Consider the following 26,540-nt stretch of genomic DNA (forward strand, 5'->3'; position numbering starts at 1 on the left):
AAGCAAAATGTCAGGCCTTTCTCGCCTGACATTTGTAGTCATTATATCTCTTACCTGATATTTAAGGGGATGTAAAGACCAAAAGCAATATTCCTACCCTGATTCAAAATACCTTCTGCTTTTAATCTGTTTAAGTGATTCACATATTCTTTATCCAACAGATTGTTACCTGTAATGTAAACCTTGAGCGCCTGCTTGTTCAACCTGATTCTTGTACCTAAAGAAGCATTAAGCAGGGTATAGCCAGATGTTGAAGTCTCAAAGTTGGGATCGGCTTTAGTTTGTTTAAAAAAATTATCAAGGCCTATGGAGAAATAAGGATCACTCAAAAATTCAGACTTGAACTTGGGCTCAAACCTTAGTTCATTTCTTAAAATAGGAGCTGGCATATAGGGAAGAGACGTATTGGTAGCGCGGTTCAAGCCCCTTGTAAATGAGAATGAGTTTTCGAAATGGACCAGGGAGTTGGGATGAAGCGTAAGTCCTGCCTCCATGCCATACAGGTTCGCATTATCCTGAACATATCTGAAAACCGGGAGGGTCTGCTCTTCGGCTTCAATAGTTTCGTTATTAGTTTGCCTGTAATAGATATAATTATCGATGTAGTTATTGAAAATATTGAGGTGAGCATCTACTTTCTGGTTGTGAAATTCAAGTGCAGCGTCGGCATAGAAACTTCTTTCTGGATCGAGCGTCGTATTTCCTATTTCATAGCGAAAAGTCCCTTCATGTACGCCATTCGAGCTCAATTCGGCAATGTTAGGAGCTCTGAAGGCACTTCCAAGGTTAGCCTTAAAGGTGATCTTATCTGTAAAATTATGAGTAAGTCCCAGCGCTCCGCTCAAGTTCGAGAATTGATTAGAGAAACCTTGAAAAAGAACCTCATCCCCTTCAGTCATTTCCAGCCCTTTGAAGTGTCTGTAATCCAAACGCAAGCCTGCGTTAACGCTGGTATTCGTCCAGTTCCTTTTTATATACGCGAAGCCGCCAACATCCTGGCTTTCATAATCAGGAATTAAAACTTCTTCAGCCTTGTTCTTACTGTTCTGGAACGATCCTGAAACGCCGATCACAGGCTCCCACTTCTCAGAATTGTTGAAGTAGTATTTAAGATCGTAGCTATAGGTCTTTAAGTCGAAGAACAAAGAAGGATCTGATGTGCTTTCTTCCAGCTCCCGTCTCTGGTTATCCTGAAAGGCTAGTGTAGAACGCAAACGGCCTTTGTTAAACACAAACTGGTTATTAAGGGCTAATTTGTAATGATTGATGTCCTGGAATGGAAGTGTTAGTTTCCGGCTCTTGTTGCCGCTAAGAAATTCATTTGAATGCCCTTCTTCCTCGTGTTCTTCCTCGCCATCGTCATACTCTCCATGTCCGGGTATACCAAGCTTAGTATTGAAGCTTGAGAAGTTAATATGGGTATATCCCCATGACTTGTTCAAGCCTATTTGTCCGGAATAGTTAGTTTCATTAAAACCACTATTGGATGCTCTTCCTAATGGCGTATTATAAGCGTAGGCATTTTTGTAAGTTCCGCGAGCACTCCAGATAAAACCATTTGAATTACCCTGTAACATAGCCGAACTGCCGCTAAGTCCATTATTGCTTGCATAATTGGCCAGTACTTCTCCCTTGATCTTCCCCTCAGCTGCAGGCAAAGGTTCAAGAATATTAATTACTCCACCTAAGGCATCTGAACCGTATATTAAACTGGAAGCTCCGCGAAGTACTTCCACTCGATCAGCGTTATACTGGTCAATCTCAATGCCATGTTCGTCTCCCCATTGCTGACCTTCCTGTTTAACACCGTCGGATAATGTTATCACGCGATTATAACTTAATCCCCTGATAACGGGTTTCGAAACTGCTGCACCGGTAGTTATCTGTGAAACTCCTGGAACTCTGGATATGGCATCCACAATGTTATTGGTTGGGCGGTTGAGCATCTCCTCCTTTGAGACAGAAGTTACGGCAGTACTGTTTCGCCGGTTATCGGCGCTGGAAACTGTTCCTGTTACAACGACTTCGTGGACTTCAATCACACTTTGGTTTAAGGCAATATTAAGGGTATTCGTTGTTGCCAGATCTACAGTCTGGGTAAAGGTACTGTAGCCCAGGAATCTCACTTCAAGAACAAAGCGACCTTTAGAGGGAATTTTCTGGAAATTAAAGTTTCCGCTTTCATTCGTGTTTACGGAAATTTTGAGTTCAGGAATAGAAACTATTGCTCCTGCAACAGGCTGTTGAGTATTTGCATCGGTCACCTGTCCGGCAAGGGTTATTGCAGTAGCATGGGTTCGCGCAGCCATAAGCAGTACGAACAGAAATGTCGTAATAATTTTCATCTAAGTGTATTAAAACATAGGATAGCGATATGATTAATGATCATACGCTCCGAGATTACTAAATCTTGAAAATGTGTGTGCGTTTATCCGAGCTGACAATGGCCAGTCCGGGGAGTAATGAAGGAGATTAATCAATTGGAAGGAGGCCCTCGTAAGAGGATAAGAATGGGCTCAATAATGATGGATAAGATCTTGTTTTCTGATAAGATTCGGATCCAGGGTATGTCTTCGGTTTGTTGCTCTTCTCCAGGTGCAATAAAAGTCTTATCGAGGTGGAAGGCACAGGCGAAGCAAAAAGAGCCTTTCTTGGAAATGTGGATTTTATGGGTGCAGTTACCTGTCTGACCGTAATCAGAGCACTGTACTTCGTCGTTGTGATTATGGAGAAGGTCAAGGGGAAGTGCTACTACTGAAAAGCATATCAGTAGCACCAAAGATAGAACACTCCTTATCAACCTTCTTTTTTTCATTAGAATTCCACAACAAAAGTAGGTAAAAAACCGGCATGAGCAAATGCGATTCGTCCCCCTGCTACAACGAGCTTGAAGTCTAAAGGTTGAGCATTAGCTGAGATTAATTTACAATCAGCTTGTAGCCTTTGCCGTGTACATTTATGATCTCCACCTTCGGATCGTCTTTAAGGTACTTGCGCAGTTTACTTAGAAAAACGTCCATGCTACGGCCGTTGAAATAATTGTCATCGTGCCAGATCGCGAGCAAAGCTTCTTCTCTTGTTAAAACATGATTCTTCTTGAGACAAAGCAGACGTAAGAGTTCTGCCTCTTTTGTAGAAAGTTTCTGCTGAAAATCTCCTTTCCTGATCATTTGGGAGGTGTATTCAAAAAGATAGTCGCCGATCTCGAATTTGTCCGGTTCTTCTTCCTGAACTTTTTTCTCCTGGTTGCCTACTCGCTTCATCAGAGCATTGATACGTAAAAGCAATTCCTCTATACGAAATGGCTTTGTTATATAATCATCACCACCTAAAGTGAAGGCCTCAGATTTGTCCTCAATCATTGTTTTTGCTGTAGCAAAAATAATAGGGATGAGAGGATTGACCTTTCTTATTTCTTTTCCAAGAGAGAATCCATCTTTCTTTGGCATCATCACATCCAGAATACAAAGGTCATACTTGTCCTTCGAGAATAGCTTAGATCCCTCATCTCCGTCGCGTGCTAATACTACGTCGTATTTGCCTTTTAGCTGAAGGTAGTCCTGCAAAAGCATTCCCAGATTCGGGTCGTCTTCTACTAATAATATTTTTTTGCCTTTTAGCGAATCTGTATTGCCAAGCGTAGCTGTCATAAACATTTAAATATCCTTTGCGTGTATTGGAAAACTAATTTCAAACTCAGACCCTTTGTCTTTCTCGCTTTTTACGCGTACGTTTCCATGATGACTTTTAACAATGTTATCAACGTAGCTTAACCCTAAACCGAAGCCTTTAACATCATGTAAGTTTCCCGTCGGGATCCTATAGAACTGTTCGAATATTTTTGAAAGCTGATCTTTACTCATACCAATGCCGTTGTCCCTAACCCTTATAACCAGGTTTCTGCCAACATTCATCGTGCTTATTTTAATTTCGGGCTGCTCTTTGCTGTACTTTAAGGCATTATCAATGAGATTGAAAATTATATTACTAAGGTGAAGTTCGTCACCTTGTACAACGTCCCTGGTTGCTTCGAGTTCAAGTTCGACTTTTGCGTCTTTCTTTTGAAATTGTAAGGTTAGTGTATCTGCAATTGCGGCGATCAGGTCATTCATCTCAACTGGCTTAAAGCTTAGTTTTAGATCACCCTTGTCAATTTTAGCGATGTTCAGCACTCTTTCAATATGATTACCCAGCCGAACATTTTCATCATAAATGATATTAGCAAGCCGGTTCACCCTTTGCCTATCCTCCAGGATCTCCGGATCTTTTAAGGCATCGCTCGCAATCATAATAGTAGCTACAGGAGTTTTAAACTCATGTGTCATATTATTAATGAAGTCTGTCTTGATTTCGGAGATTTTTTTCTGACGGAAGATAATATAGATGGTGTAGCCAAAACAGCTTAATAACATAACCAGCAAGCCTACCGAGGATATGAGTACGGAATGCATGTTCTGGAACATAAAGGCGTTCCTGGTTGGAAAATCTATGGTTAGCAAGCCACTTTCGTTAATCATTTCTTTGGGGAAAAGGGCAATGCTGTAGAGGTTATCAGGTAATATTTGATTTTCTTTCAAGGCAACCTGCTGGAATATAACAGAATCTGTATTAGCCAGGGATATCTTATAGTTATAAGGAATGTTAATTCCTCTGTTAGCTAATTCCGTTTTCAGTAAGGTATCAACCGGACTGATCCGCTTTAGTAAGGGGATATCGAAATGTTCATACTCGTTGGCAATATCTATGAAAATGTTTGTTTTGGGATTAACAGTTTTTGCCGAATCAAAGAAACTTCTGATTTTCTTTATTTCGCGTGATTTTGCCTCATTTATGGCAAGTGCTCTTTCTTTAGTCCTTCTTTCGCGTTCTTTTTTAAGCTCCTCTTTGTACTTGGCATTAACCCTTGGCAAAGAAATTACTCTTATGCCGGTATAAGGGTCTTCCACTAAATAATGTACACTATCTTTTAACGATTTTCCAAAACGATGCGGTCTCCCTCGTTCTTCGTCTTCCACATATAATTCGTGTACTTCATCCTGAAATACCTGGCCATAGGTGTCTACAGATTGTCTTAGTTTAACTTGCAACCTAACCTTGTCTAATTGGTTAGGATCACGGAAATAAGTTTCATAAAAATCATTATCGATCGTCATGATTCTCGGGAAACGCGATCTTAGAATACTGTCACGCGTTTGAAAGTCTCTGTCAATTTTACTTTTAATTGATTGTATACGACTTTCATGTTCCACCTCACGTTTTCTTGCATCTTCCTGTTCCCGCGTTAATTGCTGATCTCTTTTAAAACGTTCTTCTGCTTTGGCCTTTTCACTTACAAAACGCTTTGCGTCTTGCTTTATCAGTTTGTTTGCTACTTCACTCAGAGCGCTGTTTACCGAAAGATCGAATAACTGCGCCTTCTGCAGGTACGACTCTCTGATAAAATAGTATTGCATAGCCATAACTCCGAAGAGCGCAATGCTCATCAGGCCAATTATCAGGCTAATACTTTTCTTCTTCATCTCACACAAAAATACGTAACTGGTTGCCTCTCAATTATCCTTTAACAATTTTTAACAAGGTATTAACAAAAACAGGAAAACTGGCTCTCTACTTTTGATTATAAATTTCCAAATCATGAAAACACCATTACTTTACCTGTTCATTCCCGCGGTTTTAGCCTATGCCTTTATTATTCCAACTGCTAAAGCACAAACTCATAAAACGATAAAGAAAACTATCGTTGTATCAAATGGAGATACCACAATAAACGGCCGACGTTTAGCAGACATGGATAAGAAAGAGCGGGAGAGGTTTAATAAGGAGTTTAATGAAAAAGAAAAACAGCAGATTGAAGAGGAGATAGACGCATTAATAAAAACGCGAAGGAATGCAGATGTGATTGTACGTAAGTTGTCCGGACCAGCAAGCCTGGAAAATGCTGATATTCTAAAATTCAGGGAAGACAGCGGAAAACTGAGTCCAGATAGTATTACCTGGAGCTTTCGTCAGCGAATTGACAGTGACGTTCTCACTATGGTTCCTCCTGCTGAACCCAACCGTAGACTTGGACCACACAAATTCGATCGACTGATGCTCCTGGACGGCCGGGGAGTGTTTAAAGACAAGAGAAATACTCAAGCGCTTCATTTCAGAAATGTTGATAAGGACGGGTTTAGCACAGAATTGAATTTTTTTGTCGAAGATTTGAACCCGGAAGAGCACAAAGCCGTGCTAGGATTGGAAGCTGCTAATGCCAGTTTAACTGTGGATGACTTTGCTTTATTCCCAAATTTCTCCTCAGGTAAAACCAATGTGTCTTTTAATCTCACAACGAAGGGGACTGCTGTGGTAAAAATGTTTGACGCAGAATATAAGCTTGTATTTACAGATAAGGTAAACGGATTTAACGGAACTTATCTGAAGCCTGTGAACATGGCTAAAAATGGGATTTATTACATTTCTGTAAACCAAAACGGTAAATGGTTTGTAAGAAGGATAGTTAAAAATTAACTGAGGAACAAAGAAGCCCTTTCTCCGCAATGGAAAAAGGGCTTCTTATTATCGGTGTAATCACTTCTAATCGGTGTAATCCCCTCTAATCAGTATAATCACCCCCAATCAGTGTAATCCTATCTAATCGGTGTAATCATTTTAATTAGAATGGCAAATCGTCGTCTTGTGGGGCTGAGTTAATATCAACCGGAGGAGCGTAATCAGGCATTGGAGCTTGTGCACCTTGTCCGGTAAGAACGTTAAGCCTCCAAACGATTAAGGAATTGAAATAAGCAGTTTTACCATTGCGGTCTGTCCATGGGCGACCCCGAAGGTTGAAGAAAACCTCTACATCATCACCAACTTTTACAGTATCAAACAGGTTCACCTTATCCTGCAAAGCTTCGAATTTTATATATTCAGGGTACTGAGGATTTTCAGCGTACTCAATAACTAATTCCCTTTTTTTGAATGTCTCCGTCACATTTTGAATCGGAGAAATTTCGTGAACTTTTCCTTTTATATCCATTGTCTTATCTTTTTTCGAAAATCAAAAACCAAATCTGCCAATTTTAATTGATTAACTTCGCACAATATTATGCAAGTTTTCAACACTAACAGCCGTATTATTATAACGTGCAATAAGCGTTTATCGCCTTATCTTGTAAAAGAAATTGAAGGATTAGGGTTTGCCATAAAGCGAAGTTTTACTACCGGAGTAGAAATAGAGGGCAGCGTTAATGATTGTATCAGCTTAAATCTAAACCTTCGCACGGCAAGTCAGGTGCTTTATTCTTTGAAAACGTTCAAGGCTGCTAATCCTACGGAACTTTATGAGGAGCTGGTGCAAGTTGAATGGGAGGAATACATCGATTTTGCCGGATATTTCTCTGTAACCTCTGTTGTTAACAATGAGCATATAACTACACCTCTCTTTGCCAATGTGAAAGTGAAGGATGCTATTGTTGACAGGATCAAAGCTAAGAAAGGAGCTCGTCCGAACTCTGGCCCTGAACTAAACAAAACTGTTGTGAACCTTTACTGGCAGTCGGATAAGGCGGAGATATTCCTTGATACTTCGGGTGAGACCTTATCTAAACATGGTTACCGGAAAATTCCAGGGAAAGCACCAATGCTTGAAGCTCTCGCTGCCTCTACCATTATGGCTACTAAATGGGATAGACAAAGTGCTTTTATAAATCCTATGTGTGGTTCGGGTACACTTGCTATAGAAGCAGCACTGCTTGCTACGGACAAAAGTCCCGGTCTTTTCCGTATGAATTATAGTTTCATGCATATTATTGGATACGATGAGCAGGTGTTCTTTACCGAACGTCGTAAATTGAAGGATAAAGCGAAAAAGACAGTTGATTTTAAGATCATCGCCAGTGACTTGTCGCCGGATGCCGTAGATGTGGCACAAAGGAACGCTAAGACTGCAGGCGTTGATCATTTAATAGAATTTCACGTATGCGATTTTGCCGATACTCCAGTACCTGAGGAGCGCAAAGGGATAGTAATGTTTAATCCCGAATATGGGGAGCGCCTGGGCGTCCATTCTAAATTAGAAGCCACCTATAAGCGTATGGGCGACTTTATGAAGCAGAACTGCAAGGGCTATAGTGGTTATATCTTTACCGGTAACCCTGATCTTGCTAAAAAGATCGGCCTGAAAGCTTCAAAAAGAATGGAGTTCTATAATGGTAAGCTCGATTGCCGCCTACTGGAATACGAACTTTATGAGGGGACGAAGAGGGAAGTGAAGGAGGATGAGCCCTATCAATTTTAAGGAGTTACTAATTTAAGTAGAACACGAATTTGCACGGATTACGCTAATATTCACTAATCATGGCGCCGTAATTGGGAGGACACTATTTTAAAAGCGGTCACTAATTTTACGAATTACACGAATTACACTAATCATAGCGCTTAGTTAGAATGCTGAAAGACACCTCAAATCTTTTGGTGCTGCTATTCGTGTTTTAGGCCGCTTGACGGTTCATGTAATTCGCGTAATTCGTGCTTCTTCCATTAGTGCTGTTTGTAAATATCTTCAGCGCTATACCAAGAATTCGTGAAAATTCGTTTAATTGGTGTAATTAGTGTTTTACTTTCTTTATTATCTCTTCAATCCTTAATTTCTGCTGCTCTCCGCTCTTCATATCTTTCAAGCTCAACTCACCTGACTGAATTTCGTCACTTCCAATTAGTATGACATAAGGAATATTCTTCCCGTCAGCATATCCCATTTGTTTTTTAAGCTTTGCAGAAGAAGGATAAAGTTCTGCAGCTATTCCTTCGGCTCGCAGTTGTTGGAGAACAGGTAATGCATAGGCTTCGGCTTCCGGGTCGAAATTGCTAATTAATACCTTCGTGGTTTCTTCAGCGCTTTCAGGGAATAGTTTTAGTTCTTCCAATACATCGTAGATGCGGTCAGCACCAAAGGAAATTCCTGCACCGGTTAGGTTTTTTAATCCGAACATTCCGGTTAGATCATCGTAACGGCCTCCACCGCCAATGCTCCCCATAGCAACCTCATTAGTTTTAACTTCGAAGATAGCGCCAGTATAATAGTTTAAGCCACGGGCGAGGGTTATATCCAGTTCCAGTCGCCTGTTAGAAGAAAGGATTTCCGCGTTAAGAGCAGAAACATAGTTGAAAATGGTCTCAATTTCAGCAACTCCTTTTAATCCTGTTTCTGAAGTTTGCAGAACTCCTTTTAAACTTTCAAGTTTTTCTTCATTACTGCCTTCCAGGAGAATTACTGGTTTCAGTTTCTCTATATCGGTTTCGGTAAAACCTCGCTCAACAAGTTCCTTTACAACTCCGTCTAAACCTATCTTGTCAAGTTTGTCGATAGCAACGGTCATATCAACAATAAGCTCAGGTTTTCCGATGATCTCTGCAATTCCGGAAAGGATTTTGCGGTTGTTGATCTTTATAGTGAAATCTTTGAGACCGAACTTACTTAAAGCTTCATTGTAGATAAGCACAAACTCCGCTTCGTTTAATAAACTCTCTGATCCAACCACATCTGCATCACATTGATAAAATTCCCGGTAGCGGCCGCGTTGAGGTCGGTCAGCTCTCCATACAGGTTGAATTTGGAAGCGTTTGAAAGGAAAGGATATTTCGTTCTGGTGCATAACAACATATCTGGCAAAAGGAACAGTTAAGTCGTACCTTAATGCTTTTTCAGATATTTCAGAAATTAATCCGTTAGAATTATCCGGACTTAGTTTCTCTGGCTTCACTTTAGCCAGGTAATCACCCGAGTTTAAAATTTTAAAAATAAGCTTATCGCCTTCGTCTCCGTACTTTCCAGTTAGAGTATTCAAATTTTCCATTGAAGGCGTTTGAATTTCCTGGTAGCCGAACTTCCTGAAAACAGACTTGATGGTATCGAAAATGTAATTCCTTTTCACCATTTCTGAGGGTGAAAAGTCTCTTGTGCCTTTTGGAACAGAGGGTTTAATGGTCGCCATAGCGGCAAAAGTACAAAAAGTGTGAGTTAAGCTACTGCAAATATTTCTCCTTCATCACTTGGATATGATGTTTTGCATGGCCTGCAATGATGTATACTAATGCTTTTGCACTCATAGGATTTCCGCTGGCATTTCCAATATAGCTCAGTTGTTGTTCTGATAAAGTGTCAATAAGAAGAAGGGTTGATCGGCGCACTACTTCAAATTCCTCTATAAGCTTCTCAGTGTCAATCCGGCTGAAGTTGGCATACTTCATAAATTCATCCTGATCGAATCCAGGAAGTGGGGTAGTATCCTTACGGGAGATTCTTAAGAGTCGATAAGCCATTATTCTCTCCGTATCTATCATATGACCAAGAAGTTCTTTTACAGTCCATTTTCCTTCTGCATAGGCATAATCAGCTTTAGGCAAGTTTGACCTTAAAAGTTCAGGAAAAGAGATCTCTTGCTCTTTAAGCTCTGAAATTACATCTTCACTTGCTTTATCAATATATCCCTGGAAGAATGATCCATACTCTCCAGCTGCTGGCTTATTCATTTAACTGCTTTTTAAAATTATTCTGAATGTTGTCCCTTTACCATACTCAGAGTCCTTAACGTAGATCTGTCCTTTATGGTAGTTCTCAATAATACGTTTTGTTAATGAAAGTCCCAAGCCCCAACCTCTTTTACGGGTTGTATAGCCTGGCTGAAATACAGTTTCAAACTTCATGCGAGGAATACCTTTCCCTGTATCAGATACATCAATAAATACCTGTCCTTTTGCAAGGTTCTCTGTGATCCGAATTTCAATTTTGCCGGTACCTTCAATCGCATTAACCGCATTCTTGAGTAGGTTTTCGATCACCCAGTCGAAAAGAGGGATGTTTAGAAGAGCTTCAACCTGCTTATCCCCACTAATTATAAAGCTTATCTTGTCACTTGCCCTTACCCTGAAATAGTTAAGATAATCCTCGATAACTGTAAAAACCACATGGCTTTGCAAAACAGGCTTTGAGCCAATCTTTGAGAAACGGTCAGCAACCATTTCCAATCGCTTAATGTCGTTTTCCATTTCCAGGACTAAAGGATCCTCTTCGGCATCAAATTTCGACTTAATCAATTCTGTCCATGCCATTAATGAAGAGATAGGTGTCCCTAATTGATGGGCGGTCTCTTTTGCTAACCCAACCCATACCAAATCCTGCTCCGAGCGGCGGGAGGAACTGAAAACGAGATACGCTATAATTAGAAAAATCCCAATTACAGTTAGCTGGATGGTTGGAAAGACTCTCAATTGAGTTAGAAGGGATGAGTCTTTATAGTACACCGCCCACTTCGTACCATCCTGAAGGGATATGATGATTGGTGGGTGCTGAGACTTCATCTCGGTTAATTGTGCCTTAAAATAAGCAGGATCGTAACTTTTTCGGGTATAAAGAGGCGATTCAAGATTATTCTCAGCCTCCAATGTGTAATTAGTTTTTGTACTGTCTAATCCCTTCCAGTAAATAATGCTGTCACGTTCATCAACTACTATAGCTGGCACAGAAAGACTATCCCTTATGGAGTAGACGAAGGTGATGTATTCGTCATTAATATCTGTTATTTCGAAGATCTTCTTATTACTGATAGCCCAGACTTCTGCTCGTGTACGTTCTGCTGAGGAAATGCCTTTCACCAGGTAATTACTATACCATATAGATACAGCGCCGATAACAATGGCAAAGGCTAATAGGAGAAATTTCCAGCGTCGCTTCTGTTCGTAAGGATTCATACCTCGCCCCTCTTCCCCTTAAACGGGGAGCTTTTTAAATTTGAATGGTGTTTAAGAGTTAGATGTAAGAGCATAGACCCTGGGTGATTAACTCGGAAAATAACACTGATCGTCTTAATCTTTATAATCAACACCCATGTTGTAGAACATAAAGGCGAACTTGTCAGTCTGTTCGGCTATGATCTGTGCGGTTGACTTTCCCGCTCCATGCCCTGCTTTTGTTTCTATTCTGATCAGCACCGGATTGGAGCCTTTGTGAAATTCCTGCAAGCGGGCAGCAAATTTAAAAGAATGGGCTGGCACTACCCGGTCATCATGATCTGCAGTGGTAACAAGAGTTGCAGGATAATTTACGCCTGGTTTTAAGGCCTGATAGGGCGAGTACCGGTTTAAGTATTCAAACATTTCTTTTGAATCTTCTGCAGTTCCATAGTCATAAGCCCAACCTGCACCGGCAGTAAATTTGTTGTATCTAAGCATATCCAACACTCCTACAGCTGGAAATGCTACTCTAAATAATTCAGGGCGTTGAGTCATACATGCTCCAACAAGTAATCCTCCATTGGAACCTCCGGAAATTGCCAGGTAGTCTTTCGATGTATACTTGTTACTGATCAGGTATTCTGCAGCGGCAATAAAATCGTCGAATACGTTCTGTTTCTGCAGCTTTGTGCCAGCAAGGTGCCATTTCTCTCCGTACTCTCCCCCGCCTCGAAGGTTAGGGACAGCGAAAATACCACCCTGTTCAAGCAGTATAATATTTGCCGTGCTGAAGCTTGGAGTAAGACTTACATTAAAGCCTCCATAACCATAAAGGATCGTGGGGTTTTTACCATCGAGCTTTAAACCCTTTTTATGGGTTATGATCATTGGAACTTTGGTGCCGTCTTTCGAGGTATAAAAGATCTGCTTTGACTCGAATCTTTCAGGATCGAATTTTACACCAGATTTTTTATAAACTTCCGATTTACCGTTTTCTATGGTGTATTTGAAGATGGTTGGTGGGTAAACATAGGAGGTAAAGGTATAGTACAGCTCTTTTTCCTCTTTTTTAGCTCCAAAACCCGATGCTGTTCCTACGCCGGGAAGGGTTATAGTTCTTTCCAGTTCACCTTGCATGTTGTATTGTTGTACAAGAGAAGTAGCGTCTTTCAAGTAATTCGCAAATATTTTTCCTCCACCGGTGCCCGCATTTAGAACATTATCTGTTTCTGGGAGAAAGTCTTTCCAATTAGACGGAGCCGGGCTAGCAGCATTCGCTGTTACTATTTTGTTATTAGGAGCATTTAAATTGGTGACGATATACAGCGTGTTGCCAAGGTTATCCAGGATATCATGTTCATTCTTCATGTCACTGATAACCGGTATGATGTTACTTTCAGCCTTGCTAAGATCCTTGATGTACAACTCGTTCCCGGTCGTTGAATTAGCGGCAGTAATTACCAGAAAGCGCTCGTCATCAGTTACAGATCCGCCAATGTATCTTCTCGGTGTGGCTTCTCCTCCAAATATCAGCTTGTCGTCACCCTGTGGTGTTCCAAGTTTGTGGTAATAGAGTTTGTGATATTGGGTTAGGCCTGAAAGCTCGCTTCCAGCCTTTGGTTTATCATAGCTGCTATAGTAAAAACCCTCGGTTCCCTTCCATGCAAGTCCGGAGAACTTTACATCGATCAGGGATTGTCCTACCTGTGATTTATCATCTGTTTTTATAACGATCACCTTTCTCCAATCTGAGCCACCTTCAGAGATCTGGTAAGCAGCAAGACTTCCGTCTTTTGTAAATTCTATACCTGCTAGAGAGGTTGTACCGTCTGAAGAAAAAGTGTTTGGATCTAAAAAGACCTCAGGATCCTTGCCTTCCTGTTGCCGGTAAAGCACAGCCTGATTCTGCAATCCATTATTCTTAAAAAAGTATATGAATTTGCCCTCCTTGAATGGAGCACTGTATTTTTCGTAGTTCCAGAGCTTCTCTAAGCGATGTTTGATCTTATCCTTAAATGGTATGTTAGCAAGATAATTCTGTGTTACTTTATTCTGTTCTATTACCCATGACTTGGTGTCGTCTGCCTGGTCGTTCTCAAGCCAGCGGTAAGGATCCTGAACTTCAGTATTGAAATAGATATCTTTAGTATTGTCTTTTTTAGTATTTGGGTAACTGATCATCTTTTTGTTCGATTGTGCAATTCCGGCAAAAGTAACGCAGGAAAAAATAAATAGCATGCCAAGTTTATTCATAGAAAACTCTTCAGAGATACATAAAAACGTCTTGTTTTGTTGCAAATTACAATTTTCCTGACATCTTCGTACTTTTACCTCCGATGCCCGAACGTAATAAAATTTATTTTGCTTCTGACTTTCATTTGGGAGTTGCTGACTACAAGCTAAGCCGCTATCGAGAAGATAAAGTGGTTAGATGGCTTGAAACAATTAAAGGCGATGCAGCCGAACTCTACCTGGTAGGGGATGTTTTTGATTTTTGGTTTGAATATAAGCGAGCGGTACCCCGGGGATTTGTTCGGTTTCTGGGAAAACTTGCAGAGCTTTCAGACGCAGGAGTAAAAATCACTATGTTTAAAGGGAATCACGACATGTGGATGTTTGGATACCTTACCCAGGAGCTGGGTGTTCAAATTGTGTCAAATGAGTTAGTGATAGAGCGGGGAGGAAAGAAGTTTTATATCCATCACGGGGATGGCCTAGGGCCCGGAGATGCAAAGTATAAATTTTTGAAAAAGGTGTTCAGGAGTCAATTGTGTCAGTGGTTATTTGCCAGGCTTCATCCAAATTTAGGTATTGGGATTGCACTTTCCTGGTCTGCCCATAGCAGGGCAACAGGATTGAAAAAGGAAAGTTTTATGGGAGAACAGCAGGAATGGCTGATCACCTACAGCAAAGAGGTTCTACAAAAAGATCATTATGATTATTTTATTTTCGGTCACCGCCATCTTCCTATTGATATAAGTCTTCCTCAGAAATCCCGTTATGTTAATCTGGGGGAATGGTTGGGATATAATTCTTATGGGGTTTTTGAAGACGGAGAAATGTATCTCCGCTTTTTTGAAAACCCGGAAGGTGTTCCTGCTAACCATGTCTTAAGCAAGGATATTATAAGTTGATAATGAGGTTTAAGTTGCTGGCTGTATTATTTCTTTTCTTTGGCTTTTCAAAAGCTGAGAAGGGGATAGCGCAATATAAACTGCAACAAGCTTTTCAGATAGATACTCCTGCAGTCTCCCTCAGTATCGATAATCTTAATAATGTATACCTGATTACTCCAACAGATCAATTGCTCAAATATAGCAGTGCCGGTAAACTACTCTGGAATTATAGCAACAAAGCCTTCGGGAAACTAGCATATGTTGATGTTACCGACCCAATGCGCGTACTGCTGTTTTACCCTGCCATACAACAAGCTGTTGTTTTGAACAATAATCTCAATGAAATTACCCGGTTTAATTTTGCTCATGATGCGTCATTATTTATTTCATTAATAGCAACAGCTAATTCAAATGGATTTTGGGTGTATGATCAACTGAATCAGCAGATTTGGAAATTAACCAATCAGTTCGGGAATGAACTGCAGTCGGTTAACCTCTATCAACAGACAGGTTTTCCTTTGCAACCCCTTGCAATGCATGCTTCTGATCAGTTTGTTTATATTTATGATTTTAAGCAGGGCCTTTTAAAGTTCGATCGTTTTGGTAATTATTTAACTGCCCTTAAAACCGGACTAATAAGCAGCTTTCAGGTTAAAGGTGATACGATCTTTATGGTGAAGGATCAACAATGGAATTGTTACAAATCAGACGAAACAGGGATACAGACACTAGCTGTTTTTGATGAAAAGGTTTTGCAAGTGGGAGAGGGAAACAAACGACTAGCTGTATTAACTAACCAAGGAGTAAAAATCTATAGTATCCTTAACAATGAAGAAGGGAAATAAATGGCTATCCTTAGTCTTTCTGATATTTATTCAATCTGCCCTTGCTCAGACTGCAGGGCGAGTTAAAATTGTAGAGCACAAAGAACAGAAACGTTTCGATGTGCTAATCAATGATAGTCTTTTTACCTCCTTGCTTTATGCAGACAGTCTTAAAAAACACCTCCTCTATCCCGTTAACGCGATAGGAGGTATTGCTGTTACCCGGGGGTATCCTGTTAATCCTATGGTTGGTGACCAGGTTGACCACCCACACCAGATAGGGGTATGGTTGAATTATGGTGATGTTAACGGAGCTGATTATTGGAATAATTCTACTAAAATAGATACTAACAAGAAGGCCTATGGCACGATCAGGGTTAAACAGGTTTCTGTGGTTAGAACAGCTAATGGAAGTTCTGGAATAAAAGTTGAAGCTTCCTGGCTTAATCCGGGGGCGAAGCCAGTAATCTCCGAAGAGACACTATATGCCTTTTCTGAAGAGGATGGGGTAAGATTAATCACCAGAATAACGAAGTTAACAGGTCTTGTTGACGTGTCTCTCAAAGATAATAAGGAGGGATTGTTTGGAATGCGGGTGTCAAGGCAGCTCGAACACCCTTCGGATAAGCCAGTAGAAGTAATAAATTCAGAGGGCAGGCGAACCAGGGTTGTTGATAAAGTCATTACTACAGGGATGTATGAGAGTAGTAGTGGAATCTCGGGCGAAGCAGTCTTCGGAACGCGAGCCGAGTGGTTGAAGCTTTCGGGTAAGATAAACGGAAAGCAGGTTGCCCTGGTGCTAATGGACCATCCCAGAAATGTGAACTACCCTGCTTTTCTAATGTCCAGAGGGTATGGTTTATTTGCAATGAACCCTCTTGGAGCTGAGTTTTATACAAATGGGAAAGAGAAGTTGAATCTCAGCATTAAGAAAGGTGAGAGCCTAACCTTCCGGCATGCTCTACTTGTTGGGCGCCAACTAAGTAGGGATCAGATCGATTTGTTTTATAAGGATTTCAAGAAGAAGTAACGGAAGCCAGGGAGCATTAATTGAATTTAATTGAGCAAGTAAGCCGAATGAATAATACCTGCTCTGAAATTGGGCAAAAACCCGTACTTTTGTGCCCTTTAGAAACGGTGCGATTACTTTGATTGGCTACTCTGTTCAATTCAGCAAATAATTAGCGCACTGTGACTTATCAATTAATAACATGTTAGATAAATTAGAGGCAATAAAACTCCGTTGGGAAGAAGTGGAAAGGGATCTTAGTAATCCTGCTACCATGAGCGATATGAAGCGCTTTACCCAATTGAATAAAGAGTATAAAGATTTGGGTAAGATCGTAGATGAGTACAAAATCTACAAGAATGTAGTTTCAAATATTGAGGCGAACAGGGAGATCTTATCTAATGAGAAAGACGAGGAGCTTCGGGAGATGGCAAAGATGGAGATGGATGAGCTTGTTCCTCAAAAGGAAGAGCTTGAGGAAAAGATCCGTGTAATGCTTATTCCTAAAGATCCTCAGGATGCTAAAAATGCTGTATTCGAAATACGTGGAGGAACTGGTGGAGATGAAGCAGCACTTTTTGCTGGTGACTTATATCGCATGTACACTCGTTATTTTGAGAAGAAAGGATGGCGAGTTGAAGTGGTGGATGTTACTGAAGGTACAGCAGGAGGCTATAAAGAGGTTATCCTTAAGGTTTCGGGAGAAGATGTTTATGGGACATTGAAATATGAATCTGGCGTTCACAGGGTTCAACGTGTTCCTGATACTGAAACCCAGGGCCGTGTTCACACGTCTGCAGCTTCTGTAGCAGTATTGCCTGAGGTTGAAGAGGTTGACTTTTACCTGAATCCTGCGGATGTAGAAATGCAAACTTCACGTTCAGGAGGTGCAGGTGGTCAGAACGTAAACAAGGTTGAAACCAAAGTGCAGCTAACCCACAAACCAACAGGAATGGTAGTAGTTTGTCAGATTGAACGTTCTCAGTTAGGTAATAGGGAAAGAGCGATGGAGATGCTTCGTAGCCGCCTTTATGATCTGGAGGTGCAAAAACAAACCGGTGATATAGCTGCAAAGCGTAAAAGTATGGTATCAACCGGAGACCGTTCTGCGAAGATCCGTACTTACAATTACCCTCAAGGCCGTGTTACCGATCATCGTATTGGATTAACACTTTACAACCTTCCAGCGATTGTAGATGGAGATATTCAGGAAATTATAGACGCTCTTCAATTTGCAGAGAATGCAGAGAAGATGAAGGAAGGTCAGACAGTATAATCTGGAAATCAAGGATTTGAATTTGCTGGATAAAAAGTTTCACTTTTTTTTGAGAAGTAAATGTAAAAACCTCATATTTGCAGTCCCAAACGGGAGAACGGAGTGGTAGTTCAGCTGGTTAGAATACATGCCTGTCACGCATGGGGTCGCGGGTTCGAATCCCGTCCATTCCGCAAGCCTCTTAGAGAAGATCTAAGAGGCTTTTTTTGTGCGTGTCTATTTTCTTAAAAAATAGAAAACTTCTCCTGATTGAGGATCAAGCGTGAATTTGAGCGATACAAGTATGTGGCTACTAGAAGCGGATTGGTAGATTAGGATTACGGTTATTTTTAAAACTTCATACATTCTGAAATTTATCTTTTAACAATTTCTCACTCGTACGCAGACAGTTAGATGTAAAATTAGGTAAATCTCACATTTCTGTTTTGACATATCATTTTAAAAACTCATATTTGCACACCCGAAAGGGAGAACGGAGTGGTAGTTCAGCTGGTTAGAATACATGCCTGTCACGCATGGGGTCGCGGGTTCGAATCCCGTCCATTCCGCAGAAAATTACAAGCCTTGCAAGTTTTGCAAGGCTTTCTTGTTTTTATTTCAAAAATTCTTCGTATCCCTCTGATTTTCTTTACTTTTGCACCTGTATGATGAGCGGGATCTTTTCGGATTGTTAGCTCACAACCTTTACCTTTTCAATCATTGAATAATGATGATGAGGAAGACATATTCAAAGCTATTTGGCGGGGTTAGATCTGTGCAGAAGCTTTAAAGTAATTTTGAACTATTTGTCGACTTAATAAATGAAAATAATTTTATTTAACCTGATTTTTGGATTAGCTGTTCTTGAAGTTTCTGTTGAGGTGGTAAACAAGGTTCTCAATACCCAGTATGAGATCATCCATAAAAATAACATACGAAAACTCCTTTACAACATTGGAATTCCTGTTGAGATTCTTATGTTTATTGTTAATGCGGCAGTTTATATGAAAACAGGTAAACCTCTATTCTAATGTAATCCTCGAGCTCTTGCTGCAGAGCAAGAGCTAATATTTCTGCAGTATTTTAAGTATACTAACCTTATAGCGATATTACAGTGACCTTATAGCGATCTTATACCGACCTTATAGCGATAATTGTTCTGATCCCATTTATATATCCTTCAGGGAAACTACGAAGATACTACTCAAGTACTCTATAGAAAGGGACAGTGGAATAGGTCTCAGCTATAATTTAATCCTTTGCTTAAAAAAATCTAAAATCTTCTCGACTAAAACTAAAGTTCAATTTAGAAGTATAAATTAGGATTGTTATTTTTTGCGATGACACACATCATTCTTTAATGTTGCCAATGCTACTAATTTGGCACCATAATTTAATAAGCAGATGACTAAAACCGTTTTTGTAGCAACCGCCGAACCCTATAGTGGAAAATCGATCGTTGTATTGGGCCTTATAAATATGCTATTAGGTAAGGCAAGAAAAATTGGATATTTCAAGCCTATCATAAATTACCATCCTTCGGAGAAGAAAGACGTTCATGTGCAAACTGTATTGCAACACTTTAGTCTTCCCGTTAATTACGAAGATATTTATGCTTTTACCCGCTCGGAAGTGCTTCATCATATTGAAAGCGATACTCAGGGAGAAATGATCGATGTCATTATCAGCAAGTACAAGCAGTTGGAAGAGACATATGATTTTACCGTTATTGAAGGAAGCGATTTTGTTGGAGAAGGGGCTGCTTTTGAATTTGAAGCCAACGTTTCTATTGCTAAGAACTTAAGTGCTCCGGTGATTGTGGTTGTAAGCGGTAAGGAGAAGACTACAGCACAGATTATCAATTCTGCGTTAACGCTTCATAAAAACTTCGAATCTAGAGAGGTACAGGTGCTTGCTACAATTGTAAATAAGGTTAAAGCTGAACAATTGGAGGATGTACAGGAGCTTCTAAAATCGCAACTTGACCCGGGTTCAATTCTGGCAGTTATTCCAGAACATAAAAGCCTTGAGAATCCTACAATGAAGGAGATCTATGACAGTTTAGGGGGGAAGCTTTTATTTGGAGATGAGTATTTGCCTAATCAAGTAGATAATTTTATTACGGGTGCAATGCATGTTCCTAATTTCCTTAACCACCTGAAAGAAAATGTACTTATTGTAACCCCTGGTGACAGAGGTGATATTGTTATCGGATCTTTACAGGCTAATCTTTCAACCAGCTATCCTAAGGTGGCGGGTATAGTACTTACTGCTGGATCTATGCCGGAAGAGCCAATTATCCGGCTGATTGAAGGACTTCAAACAGTAGTGCCTATTATTTCTGTCCCAACTGGAACATTTCAGACTATTACTGAAATTGCAGCGATAAAACCGCGGATTTCCCCGGACAACACCAAGAAAATTCAACTTGCTCTTGATATCTTTGATAAATACCTGGATGTAGAGGCTCTTAACCAGCGGATCATTACTTTTGAACCAGAAGGAATTACCCCTCACATGTTCCAGTATCAGCTTACCAAATGGGCGAAGAGTCAATCCAGGCACATAGTTCTACCAGAGGGGCACGATGAACGTGTTTTGAAAGCTGCTGCGCGTTTGGTAGCGCAGGAAGTTTGCAAGATAACATTGCTCGGAAAGCCTATTGAAATAGCAGCTTCTATTAAGCGTTTAGGGCTTACCATCGATCCAAATAAGATTAACATTATCGATCCTGCTAATTCTGAATACTACGATGATTTTGTGGAGACCCTTTATGAACTTCGCAAAACAAAGAATGTAAATATGGAAATGGCCAGGGATATGATGACTGACGTTTCATACTTTGGAACTATGATGGTTTACAAAGGAATTGCTGATGGAATGGTTTCAGGAGCAGTAAATACAACTCAGCATACCATAAGACCAGCTTTGCAGTTTGTTAAAACCAAACCTGGTATTTCTACAGTGTCTTCTGTATTTTTCATGTGTCTGCCTGACCGTGTTTCGGTCTTTGGCGATTGTGCAGTTAACCCTAATCCAACTGCCGAACAATTAGCAGAAATAGCAATTTCTTCTGCAGAAACAAGCCAGAAATTTGGAATAGAGCCAAGGATTGCGATGCTTTCATATTCTTCTGGTACTTCAGGAGTGGGGGAGGATGTAGATAAAGTTCGGAAGGCTACTGAAATTATTAAAGCAACTCGTCCGGATCTCAAAGTTGAAGGCCCTATTCAGTACGACGCTGCTGTCGATCCAGTTGTTGGTAAGCAGAAACTTCCGAATTCTGAAGTTGCCGGCCAGGCAAGTGTGCTAATCTTCCCCGACCTGAATACAGGTAACAATACCTATAAAGCAGTTCAAAGGGAAACTGGCGCATTAGCGATCGGTCCTATGCTTCAAGGTTTGAATAAGCCAGTGAACGATTTAAGTCGCGGTTGTACGGTTGATGATATCTTCAACACTGTAATCATCACTGCAATACAAGCACAAGAATAATTTTAATTTAAAATCGATTTTTTAACATGAATATTTTCGTTGTTAACTGCGGTAGCAGCTCTATAAAATATCAATTCTTCAAATGGCCTCATCAGAGTCCTATCTGCAGTGGGTTAGTTGAACGTATCGGTCTTGAAAACTCAATTATTACTCACAAGGTTTATCAGGATGGAACAGAGAAGGTGATTGAACGTGTGCTTGAGTACGCTGATCACGAAATGGGTATGAAGGAGGTTGGCAAGCTCCTTACTGAACCTGGAATAGGTGTTATTCAGAATCCGGAAGAGATAGAGTCTGTAGGACACAGGATCGTTCATGGAGGGGAAAGCTTCTCTAAAACTACGGTGATCACCCCAGGAGTTAAAGAAGAGATCAAACGTCTTTCTACCTTAGCTCCCTTGCACAACCCGGGCCACTATATTGGTATCACTGTTTCAGAAAAAATCTTTACTAAAGCAACTCAGGTAGCTGTTTTCGATACAGCGTTTCATCAAACAATGCCTGAAAAGGCTTTTCGTTATGCACTTCCTGAATCCCTTTATACAGAGAATAGTATCCGTGTTTATGGTTTTCACGGTACCAGTCATAAATATGTGGCTGCTCAGGCATTGAGTTACCTTAAAAATCCTGCTGCGAAGATCATTACGATTCATCTGGGTAATGGATGTAGCATGGCCGCAGTTAATGCTGGTGTATGTGTAGATACCAGTATGGGATTAACTCCTCTTGATGGGCTGATCATGGGTACACGTACCGGTTCAATTGACGCTTCTGTTGTATTCCATATGGTATCTCAATTAGGATATGATATCGAACAAGTAAATACATTGTTCAACAAACGTAGTGGGATGTTAGGATTAACAGGCTTTAGCGATATGCGTGATATTTTGAAAGCTATTGCAAACGGTGATAAGAATGCGAAGTTAGCTTACGATATGTATGCTTACCGTATCAAGAAGTTTATTGGTTCTTATGCAGCTGCCTTAAATGGTCTCGATGCCATTGTCTTTACTGCGGGTGTTGGTGAAAACGATGCTGCTCTTCGGGAAATGGTTTGTACAGATATGGAGTTCTTTGGAATTACAATTGACCTTGATAAGAACAAGGTACGCTCGAAAGAAAACCGTGAAATTGGTCTCCCCGAAGGAAAAGTTAAAGTGATGGTTATTCCAACTAATGAGGAGCTTGAAATTGCTAAAGAGTGCTTTGAATTGATAGAGGCCAAAGAAGAAATTGCTTAAGTCAGCTGATACTTTTTAAGGTATTGGCCGAGAAAAAGGACAAGTTTGTCTAATTCTACTCCAAATCTTTCATGATTGAACTATTTTTGTGAAGATGAGTAGAATTAGGCAATTTTTCCTTCATGCAATAATCTGGCTGGTCCTGTTGCTTTTTTTTGTTTTTATAAGTAGCAGATCAGGATCGGTTAGTGAAGCGCTGGTTATCTTTGTCTATTTTGGTTTCTGTAATATTGCTATTTTCTATATCAATTACCTTTACCTGCTTCCCCGGTACCTTAACTCCCGTGAATACCTTGCCTGTGCCGCCAGTATTATAGGACTGATCCTGGTTTCGGGCCTTCTTAAATATGGACTGGCAAATGTTTTTAGTGATACAATTCTGGTAAGAGGTCAAACAAGCGGCGCTATTGGCTTCAGGGATTATTATATAGCTTCAGTATTTACAAGTACTTTTTTCGTATTTACCAGTACTGCTCTCAAATTCAGCACAGATTGGTTTGTAAATGAGAAGGTTAAACGAAGTCTTGAAAAAGAAAAGTTAGCTGCCGAGCTGGCTTTTTTAAAGTCGCAGATAAATCCCCATTTCCTTTTTAACTCTTTAAATAATATTTATTCCCTGGCTTATCAGCGTTCTGATAAAACTCCTGAGGCTGTTTTGAAGCTTTCAGAAATTATGCGTTATATGCTTCAGGAAAGTAATGAGGTTAGGGTTGATCTGGCCAGGGAGCTGAGGTATCTTGATAATTATATTGAACTGCAGAAGTTGCGGTTTAAAAATGATGCTTATGTAAACCTCAGTGTGGAGGGTGATGATCATGATAAAAAGATTGCTCCTTTAATACTAATAGCATTTGTCGAAAATGCTTTCAAACACGGTGTGGCTTCTGATCCCCAGCATCCAATTGAAATTCATATTAAAATCACTAGTGACAGGCTTAACTTTAGCGTTATCAACCGTAAAAATTCACATAATAAAGATCTGACCAGTGGTATTGGGTTAAATAATGTTAAGAGGCGCCTCGACCTTCTTTATCCTGACCGGTACTATTTAAATATTACGGATAGGGAAGTTACCTATTGTACTGAATTATCTTTAGTTTTATAAAATGATACGCTGCCTTGTCGTTGATGATGAACCTTTAGCGCTCGATATCCTTGTAGATTATATCGATAAAGTGCCTTTTCTCGAGCTTATAAAATCTACCACAAGCGCATTTGAAGCTCTTTCTATAGTTCAGCAGGATCAGGTCGATCTGGTGTTCCTCGATGTTCAAATGCCAGAACTGACGGGAATACAGTTCTTAAAGATCCTTAATGGAAAATGTAAAGTAATTTTAACGACAGCTTATTCACAATATGCATTGGATGGATATGAGCTGGATATTTGTGATTACTTATTGAAGCCGATTGCCTTCGACCGTTTTTATAAAGCGGTAAGCAAGGTTCAGGTCCAAGTTTCGGTGCAACAACCCGTGGTAGCTGCTGTTGCAGAGAAGGTCACCAGTCAATCGCCTGAATTTATCTTTGTGAAAACAGAACACAGGATTCAGAAAATATACATAAATGATATTTTGTACATAGAGGGGTTGAAAGATTATATATCCATTTTTACACCGGCAGAACGCATAATAACTCTTCAGCACATGAAAAAAATGGAAGAGGTATTACCATCAGGCCGTTTTGCAAGGGTTCATAAATCCTATATCATCTCTATTGATAAAATTGAAAGTATTGAGAGAAGCAGGATTCAGATCGCTGATAAGATTATCCCCATCGGTGATACCTATCGGGATAGTTTTTTTAAGCAAATAGAGGATAAGAATATTTAATAAGGTAATCGCTTATCCATTTACTTTTTCGCGAATAAGGTTCTCTGCTACCAGGACCACTTCCTCTACCGGCTTACCTTTAGGCTCGATCGGCGCTAGTACTGTGAATTTCAAATGTTCCCCGAAACTCAAAGGGTAACTCCCGTACTGGACGAACTTCCATCCGTTTTCAATGGCGACAGGTACTATTAATGCATCGGGTACTTTCTTTAAAAGTGCAGCAACTCCGCCTGTATTAAAGGATTTCACTTCCCCGGTCTTAGATCGCGTGCCTTCTGGAAATATCACTGCAGACCAGGTGTTCTCTTTCATCCTCTGTCCCAGTTTCATCAATTCCATTATCGATTGTTTAGGATCTTTTCTATCGATATTTGCCCCTCCGCCATGAAGGAGATTAAAGGATACACTTGGGATGCCTTTGGTTAGTTCAATCTTTGAAATAAACTTGGCATGATACCTCCTCAGATGCCATATTAATGGAGGGATATCATGCATGCTTTGATGATTAGCGACAAAAATGATTGAACGGTTAGTTGGAAGTGTATAAGGGTTTTTAAAGGATACTCTTGTACCTGCAAAATAAAAAGAACTAATCAGAAAAAAATTCAGGATATCCACGCACTTCTTATGTGCGCTATAGCCTCCCGTTTTCAGGCAGAGCCATTGTAATGGGTGAAAGATAACTAACGAAAGTCCGTAAACAAGATATTGTAGTGGTGAAAACAGGTATCCTAATAACTTATTCATTCCTTGTATGAATATACTTTAATGTAATCGATTTCTAAAGTTGCAGGCAAATGAGCTTTATCAAAGCTTCCTGCCCAATTGTTGGTTTTTGATGCCCATATATTAAACATCAGTCTCATCTCCGATTGTGGAATATTCTTGGTTGTTCTATAAACCTCTTTTCCATCAATTTCCCAACAAATATAATCAGGCAACCACAAAATAGAATACTCGTGATAGCTATTCGATGCATCAAAATTCAAGTTAAAATGAGCAGGGTTTTCTCTCCCGTTAACCCAATGGTTAAAGTGAACTAAGTTTTTGTCTTTTCCGGTAAACTCAATATCAATCTCTTCATGAGCCTTACCTTTTGTGTCATATAAAAAAAAGCTTGAAATTATGCCTTCCCCTGTTGCTGGTTTTATACGGGCTATAAATTTTCCATATCTAAAACTTTGCCGGCTGCGGATTTCAGCACCAGAATAGGGTTTTCCTTTCCGTGCTTCCTGTACTAACATGAGATAGAGCCTGCCATCTTTAACAGAAAGATTTCTTCCTGAAAAGTAAGCAAGGTTATTTTCGAAGGTATGTGAGGCCTTAGTCCAATGCTGTTTGCTTAGTGTTTCAAAGTAATCCTCAAACTTTACCTGATCATTCATCATCTCCTGGCCATAGATCTCATTAAAAAGAAGAATAGCTGGAGCAAGTAGGAGCAGTCTCCAGCCAGGTATCATATTTTATTTTCAAGGATCATGATCTTAACTCGAAGTATAGCAGCAACACTAAGAGAGTCAGTTATTTTTCCGTCGATAACCATCTGATATGCCTCCTCAAATGGAAGTCGTTTTATTTGGAGATCTTCTGTTTCTTCAGGCTCTGCTTCGCCTTGTTTTAATCCCCGTGCCAGATAGATGTATCCGAATTCGTTACAAACGGAATTGGATAGATGGAATGGCATAAGTTCCGTCCACTCAGAGGCTGTAAGTCCCGTTTCTTCCAACAGTTCCCTTTTTGCCGATTCAAGAGGTTCTATACCGAAAGGGCCTCCACCTTCAGGTATTTCCCACGAATACTGGTTTAAAGTGTAGCGATATTGCCCTACCAGATAGGTATTCATTTCATCATCCAACGGAAGGACACCAAGTGCAAAATTTTTGAAATGCACTTTACCATAAATTCCCTTTCCTCCTGAGGGGTTTATAACCTGATATTCGGTTACATTAATCCAGGGATTATCATAAATTTCCTTACCCGAAAGCGTAGTCCAGGGGTTTTTTGTTTCGTCAACCATCTGCTGATAAGTAGTGTATTTATAAATATTAAAAGGAGA

Annotated in this window: 23 protein-coding genes and 2 tRNA genes; 13 read left to right on the plus strand and 12 right to left on the minus strand. The window is 40.2% G+C overall.

All coding sequences use genetic code 11. From position 1 onward, the window contains the following. Positions 1-50: 50 nt before the first annotated feature. The 4 genes from J4N24_RS10835 to J4N24_RS10850 all read right to left on the minus strand — a co-directional run bounded on the left by J4N24_RS10835 (position 51) and on the right by J4N24_RS10850 (position 5,519). Positions 51-2,345: a TonB-dependent receptor gene (locus tag J4N24_RS10835; protein WP_207533706.1), complete on the minus strand. Its 2,295-nt coding sequence runs from the start codon at positions 2,343-2,345 to the stop codon at positions 51-53. Between the two features lie 131 nt (positions 2,346-2,476). Then, complete coding sequence (locus tag J4N24_RS10840; RefSeq protein ID WP_207533707.1) at positions 2,477-2,815, minus strand: hypothetical protein; 339 nt, start codon at positions 2,813-2,815, stop codon at positions 2,477-2,479. A gap of 103 nt (positions 2,816-2,918) precedes the next feature. Then, positions 2,919-3,650, minus strand: a complete 732-nt coding sequence (locus J4N24_RS10845) for a response regulator transcription factor (RefSeq protein WP_207533708.1) — start codon at positions 3,648-3,650, stop codon at positions 2,919-2,921. Between the two features lie 6 nt (positions 3,651-3,656). After that, positions 3,657-5,519 (minus strand): sensor histidine kinase, encoded by a 1,863-nt coding sequence (locus tag J4N24_RS10850; RefSeq protein ID WP_242691589.1) that lies wholly within the window; start codon positions 5,517-5,519, stop codon positions 3,657-3,659. A 115-nt stretch (positions 5,520-5,634) separates the two neighbouring features. Here J4N24_RS10850 and J4N24_RS10855 point away from each other — a divergent pair, with 115 nt between their 5' ends. Then, the gene (locus J4N24_RS10855) at positions 5,635-6,510 is read left to right on the plus strand and encodes a T9SS type A sorting domain-containing protein (protein WP_207533709.1); all 876 of its coding nucleotides are present in this window, start codon (positions 5,635-5,637) and stop codon (positions 6,508-6,510) included. Between the two features lie 145 nt (positions 6,511-6,655). Here the strand turns inward: J4N24_RS10855 and J4N24_RS10860 are convergent, their stop codons facing one another. After that, positions 6,656-7,021, minus strand: coding sequence for a DUF3127 domain-containing protein (locus J4N24_RS10860; protein WP_207533710.1), 366 nt, complete (start codon positions 7,019-7,021; stop codon positions 6,656-6,658). 69 nt (positions 7,022-7,090) lie between these two features. Between J4N24_RS10860 and J4N24_RS10865 the strand changes: the two genes are divergently transcribed. Next, positions 7,091-8,281 (plus strand): THUMP domain-containing class I SAM-dependent RNA methyltransferase, encoded by a 1,191-nt coding sequence (locus J4N24_RS10865; RefSeq protein WP_207533711.1) that lies wholly within the window; start codon positions 7,091-7,093, stop codon positions 8,279-8,281. A gap of 310 nt (positions 8,282-8,591) precedes the next feature. Here the strand turns inward: J4N24_RS10865 and hisS are convergent, their stop codons facing one another. The 4 genes from hisS to J4N24_RS10885 all read right to left on the minus strand — a co-directional run bounded on the left by hisS (position 8,592) and on the right by J4N24_RS10885 (position 13,968). Next, the gene (gene hisS / locus J4N24_RS10870; RefSeq protein ID WP_207533712.1) at positions 8,592-9,977 is read right to left on the minus strand and encodes a histidine--tRNA ligase; all 1,386 of its coding nucleotides are present in this window, start codon (positions 9,975-9,977) and stop codon (positions 8,592-8,594) included. A gap of 31 nt (positions 9,978-10,008) precedes the next feature. Continuing rightward, positions 10,009-10,515: a DinB family protein gene (locus tag J4N24_RS10875; RefSeq protein ID WP_207533713.1), complete on the minus strand. Its 507-nt coding sequence runs from the start codon at positions 10,513-10,515 to the stop codon at positions 10,009-10,011. Next, a complete protein-coding gene (locus J4N24_RS10880) occupies positions 10,516-11,733 on the minus strand; it encodes a sensor histidine kinase (protein ID WP_207533714.1) in 1,218 nt (405 codons plus the stop codon). It lies immediately after the preceding gene. Positions 11,734-11,847: 114 nt separating this feature from the next. Next, positions 11,848-13,968 (minus strand): prolyl oligopeptidase family serine peptidase, encoded by a 2,121-nt coding sequence (locus J4N24_RS10885; RefSeq protein WP_207533715.1) that lies wholly within the window; start codon positions 13,966-13,968, stop codon positions 11,848-11,850. A gap of 83 nt (positions 13,969-14,051) precedes the next feature. Between J4N24_RS10885 and J4N24_RS10890 the strand changes: the two genes are divergently transcribed. The 11 genes from J4N24_RS10890 (at position 14,052) to J4N24_RS10940 (ending at position 24,484) form a co-directional block, all read left to right on the plus strand. Then, positions 14,052-14,849 (plus strand): UDP-2,3-diacylglucosamine diphosphatase, encoded by a 798-nt coding sequence (locus tag J4N24_RS10890; RefSeq protein WP_207533716.1) that lies wholly within the window; start codon positions 14,052-14,054, stop codon positions 14,847-14,849. Between the two features lie 2 nt (positions 14,850-14,851). After that, positions 14,852-15,676, plus strand: coding sequence for a hypothetical protein (locus tag J4N24_RS10895; RefSeq protein WP_207533717.1), 825 nt, complete (start codon positions 14,852-14,854; stop codon positions 15,674-15,676). After that, entirely contained in the window at positions 15,660-16,685 is a 1,026-nt protein-coding gene (locus J4N24_RS10900) for a DUF6807 domain-containing protein (RefSeq protein ID WP_207533718.1), read from the plus strand. The genes J4N24_RS10895 and J4N24_RS10900 overlap by 17 nt, the downstream gene beginning before the upstream one ends. 181 nt (positions 16,686-16,866) lie before the next feature. Then, positions 16,867-17,940 carry a peptide chain release factor 1 gene (gene prfA / locus J4N24_RS10905; RefSeq protein ID WP_207533719.1) on the plus strand — a complete coding sequence of 358 codons (1,074 nt, stop codon included), beginning with the start codon at positions 16,867-16,869 and terminating at the stop codon, positions 17,938-17,940. Between the two features lie 99 nt (positions 17,941-18,039). Next, positions 18,040-18,113 (plus strand) — tRNA-Asp (locus J4N24_RS10910). A gap of 301 nt (positions 18,114-18,414) precedes the next feature. Next, positions 18,415-18,488, plus strand: a tRNA-Asp gene (locus J4N24_RS10915). Between the two features lie 252 nt (positions 18,489-18,740). Then, positions 18,741-18,950 carry a hypothetical protein gene (locus tag J4N24_RS10920; protein ID WP_207533720.1) on the plus strand — a complete coding sequence of 70 codons (210 nt, stop codon included), beginning with the start codon at positions 18,741-18,743 and terminating at the stop codon, positions 18,948-18,950. 373 nt (positions 18,951-19,323) lie between these two features. Continuing rightward, positions 19,324-21,414, plus strand: coding sequence for a phosphate acetyltransferase (gene pta, locus J4N24_RS10925; RefSeq protein ID WP_207533721.1), 2,091 nt, complete (start codon positions 19,324-19,326; stop codon positions 21,412-21,414). 26 nt (positions 21,415-21,440) lie between these two features. Then, complete coding sequence (locus J4N24_RS10930) at positions 21,441-22,655, plus strand: acetate/propionate family kinase (RefSeq protein ID WP_207533722.1); 1,215 nt, start codon at positions 21,441-21,443, stop codon at positions 22,653-22,655. 94 nt (positions 22,656-22,749) lie between these two features. Next, positions 22,750-23,760: a sensor histidine kinase gene (locus J4N24_RS10935; RefSeq protein WP_207533723.1), complete on the plus strand. Its 1,011-nt coding sequence runs from the start codon at positions 22,750-22,752 to the stop codon at positions 23,758-23,760. 1 nt (position 23,761) lies between these two features. Beyond that, complete coding sequence (locus J4N24_RS10940) at positions 23,762-24,484, plus strand: LytR/AlgR family response regulator transcription factor (RefSeq protein WP_207533724.1); 723 nt, start codon at positions 23,762-23,764, stop codon at positions 24,482-24,484. Positions 24,485-24,496: 12 nt separating this feature from the next. Here J4N24_RS10940 and J4N24_RS10945 read toward each other — a convergent pair whose 3' ends face one another. Genes J4N24_RS10945 through J4N24_RS10955 form a run of 3 tightly spaced genes read right to left on the minus strand, consistent with a single transcriptional unit; the run spans position 24,497 to position 26,501 of the window. Beyond that, complete coding sequence (locus J4N24_RS10945) at positions 24,497-25,231, minus strand: lysophospholipid acyltransferase family protein (protein ID WP_207533725.1); 735 nt, start codon at positions 25,229-25,231, stop codon at positions 24,497-24,499. Next, positions 25,228-25,944, minus strand: coding sequence for a family 16 glycosylhydrolase (locus J4N24_RS10950; RefSeq protein WP_207533726.1), 717 nt, complete (start codon positions 25,942-25,944; stop codon positions 25,228-25,230). The genes J4N24_RS10945 and J4N24_RS10950 overlap by 4 nt, the downstream gene beginning before the upstream one ends. After that, positions 25,941-26,501, minus strand: coding sequence for an NUDIX domain-containing protein (locus J4N24_RS10955; protein WP_207533727.1), 561 nt, complete (start codon positions 26,499-26,501; stop codon positions 25,941-25,943). Before J4N24_RS10955 ends, J4N24_RS10950 begins: the two co-directional genes overlap by 4 nt. Positions 26,502-26,540: the final 39 nt, after the last annotated feature.

The sequence above is a fragment of the Desertivirga arenae genome (assembly GCF_017355785.1).
GTDB lineage: Bacteria > Bacteroidota > Bacteroidia > Sphingobacteriales > Sphingobacteriaceae > Desertivirga > Desertivirga arenae.

Excerpts from the sequence above, each read along its gene's own strand:
- J4N24_RS10940 (WP_207533724.1), top strand. The coding sequence starts at position 23,762 with ATGATACGCTGCCTTGTCGTTGATGATGAACCTTTAGCGCTCGATATC.
- prfA (WP_207533719.1), top strand. The coding sequence starts at position 16,867 with ATGTTAGATAAATTAGAGGCAATAAAACTCCGTTGGGAAGAAGTGGAA.
- J4N24_RS10835 (WP_207533706.1), bottom strand. The coding sequence starts at position 2,345 with ATGAAAATTATTACGACATTTCTGTTCGTACTGCTTATGGCTGCGCGA.
- J4N24_RS10845 (WP_207533708.1), bottom strand. The coding sequence starts at position 3,650 with ATGACAGCTACGCTTGGCAATACAGATTCGCTAAAAGGCAAAAAAATA.
- J4N24_RS10890 (WP_207533716.1), top strand. The coding sequence starts at position 14,052 with ATGCCCGAACGTAATAAAATTTATTTTGCTTCTGACTTTCATTTGGGA.
- pta (WP_207533721.1), top strand. The coding sequence starts at position 19,324 with ATGACTAAAACCGTTTTTGTAGCAACCGCCGAACCCTATAGTGGAAAA.
- J4N24_RS10865 (WP_207533711.1), top strand. The coding sequence starts at position 7,091 with ATGCAAGTTTTCAACACTAACAGCCGTATTATTATAACGTGCAATAAG.
- J4N24_RS10930 (WP_207533722.1), top strand. The coding sequence starts at position 21,441 with ATGAATATTTTCGTTGTTAACTGCGGTAGCAGCTCTATAAAATATCAA.
- J4N24_RS10920 (WP_207533720.1), top strand. The coding sequence starts at position 18,741 with ATGAAAATAATTTTATTTAACCTGATTTTTGGATTAGCTGTTCTTGAA.
- J4N24_RS10875 (WP_207533713.1), bottom strand. The coding sequence starts at position 10,515 with ATGAATAAGCCAGCAGCTGGAGAGTATGGATCATTCTTCCAGGGATAT.
- J4N24_RS10885 (WP_207533715.1), bottom strand. The coding sequence starts at position 13,968 with ATGAATAAACTTGGCATGCTATTTATTTTTTCCTGCGTTACTTTTGCC.
- J4N24_RS10855 (WP_207533709.1), top strand. The coding sequence starts at position 5,635 with ATGAAAACACCATTACTTTACCTGTTCATTCCCGCGGTTTTAGCCTAT.
- J4N24_RS10860 (WP_207533710.1), bottom strand. The coding sequence starts at position 7,021 with ATGGATATAAAAGGAAAAGTTCACGAAATTTCTCCGATTCAAAATGTG.
- J4N24_RS10900 (WP_207533718.1), top strand. The coding sequence starts at position 15,660 with ATGAAGAAGGGAAATAAATGGCTATCCTTAGTCTTTCTGATATTTATT.
- J4N24_RS10945 (WP_207533725.1), bottom strand. The coding sequence starts at position 25,231 with ATGAATAAGTTATTAGGATACCTGTTTTCACCACTACAATATCTTGTT.
- J4N24_RS10950 (WP_207533726.1), bottom strand. The coding sequence starts at position 25,944 with ATGATACCTGGCTGGAGACTGCTCCTACTTGCTCCAGCTATTCTTCTT.
- J4N24_RS10895 (WP_207533717.1), top strand. The coding sequence starts at position 14,852 with ATGAGGTTTAAGTTGCTGGCTGTATTATTTCTTTTCTTTGGCTTTTCA.
- J4N24_RS10955 (WP_207533727.1), bottom strand. The coding sequence starts at position 26,501 with ATGGTTGACGAAACAAAAAACCCCTGGACTACGCTTTCGGGTAAGGAA.
- J4N24_RS10850 (WP_242691589.1), bottom strand. The coding sequence starts at position 5,519 with ATGAAGAAGAAAAGTATTAGCCTGATAATTGGCCTGATGAGCATTGCG.
- J4N24_RS10840 (WP_207533707.1), bottom strand. The coding sequence starts at position 2,815 with ATGAAAAAAAGAAGGTTGATAAGGAGTGTTCTATCTTTGGTGCTACTG.
- hisS (WP_207533712.1), bottom strand. The coding sequence starts at position 9,977 with ATGGCGACCATTAAACCCTCTGTTCCAAAAGGCACAAGAGACTTTTCA.
- J4N24_RS10880 (WP_207533714.1), bottom strand. The coding sequence starts at position 11,733 with ATGAATCCTTACGAACAGAAGCGACGCTGGAAATTTCTCCTATTAGCC.
- J4N24_RS10935 (WP_207533723.1), top strand. The coding sequence starts at position 22,750 with ATGAGTAGAATTAGGCAATTTTTCCTTCATGCAATAATCTGGCTGGTC.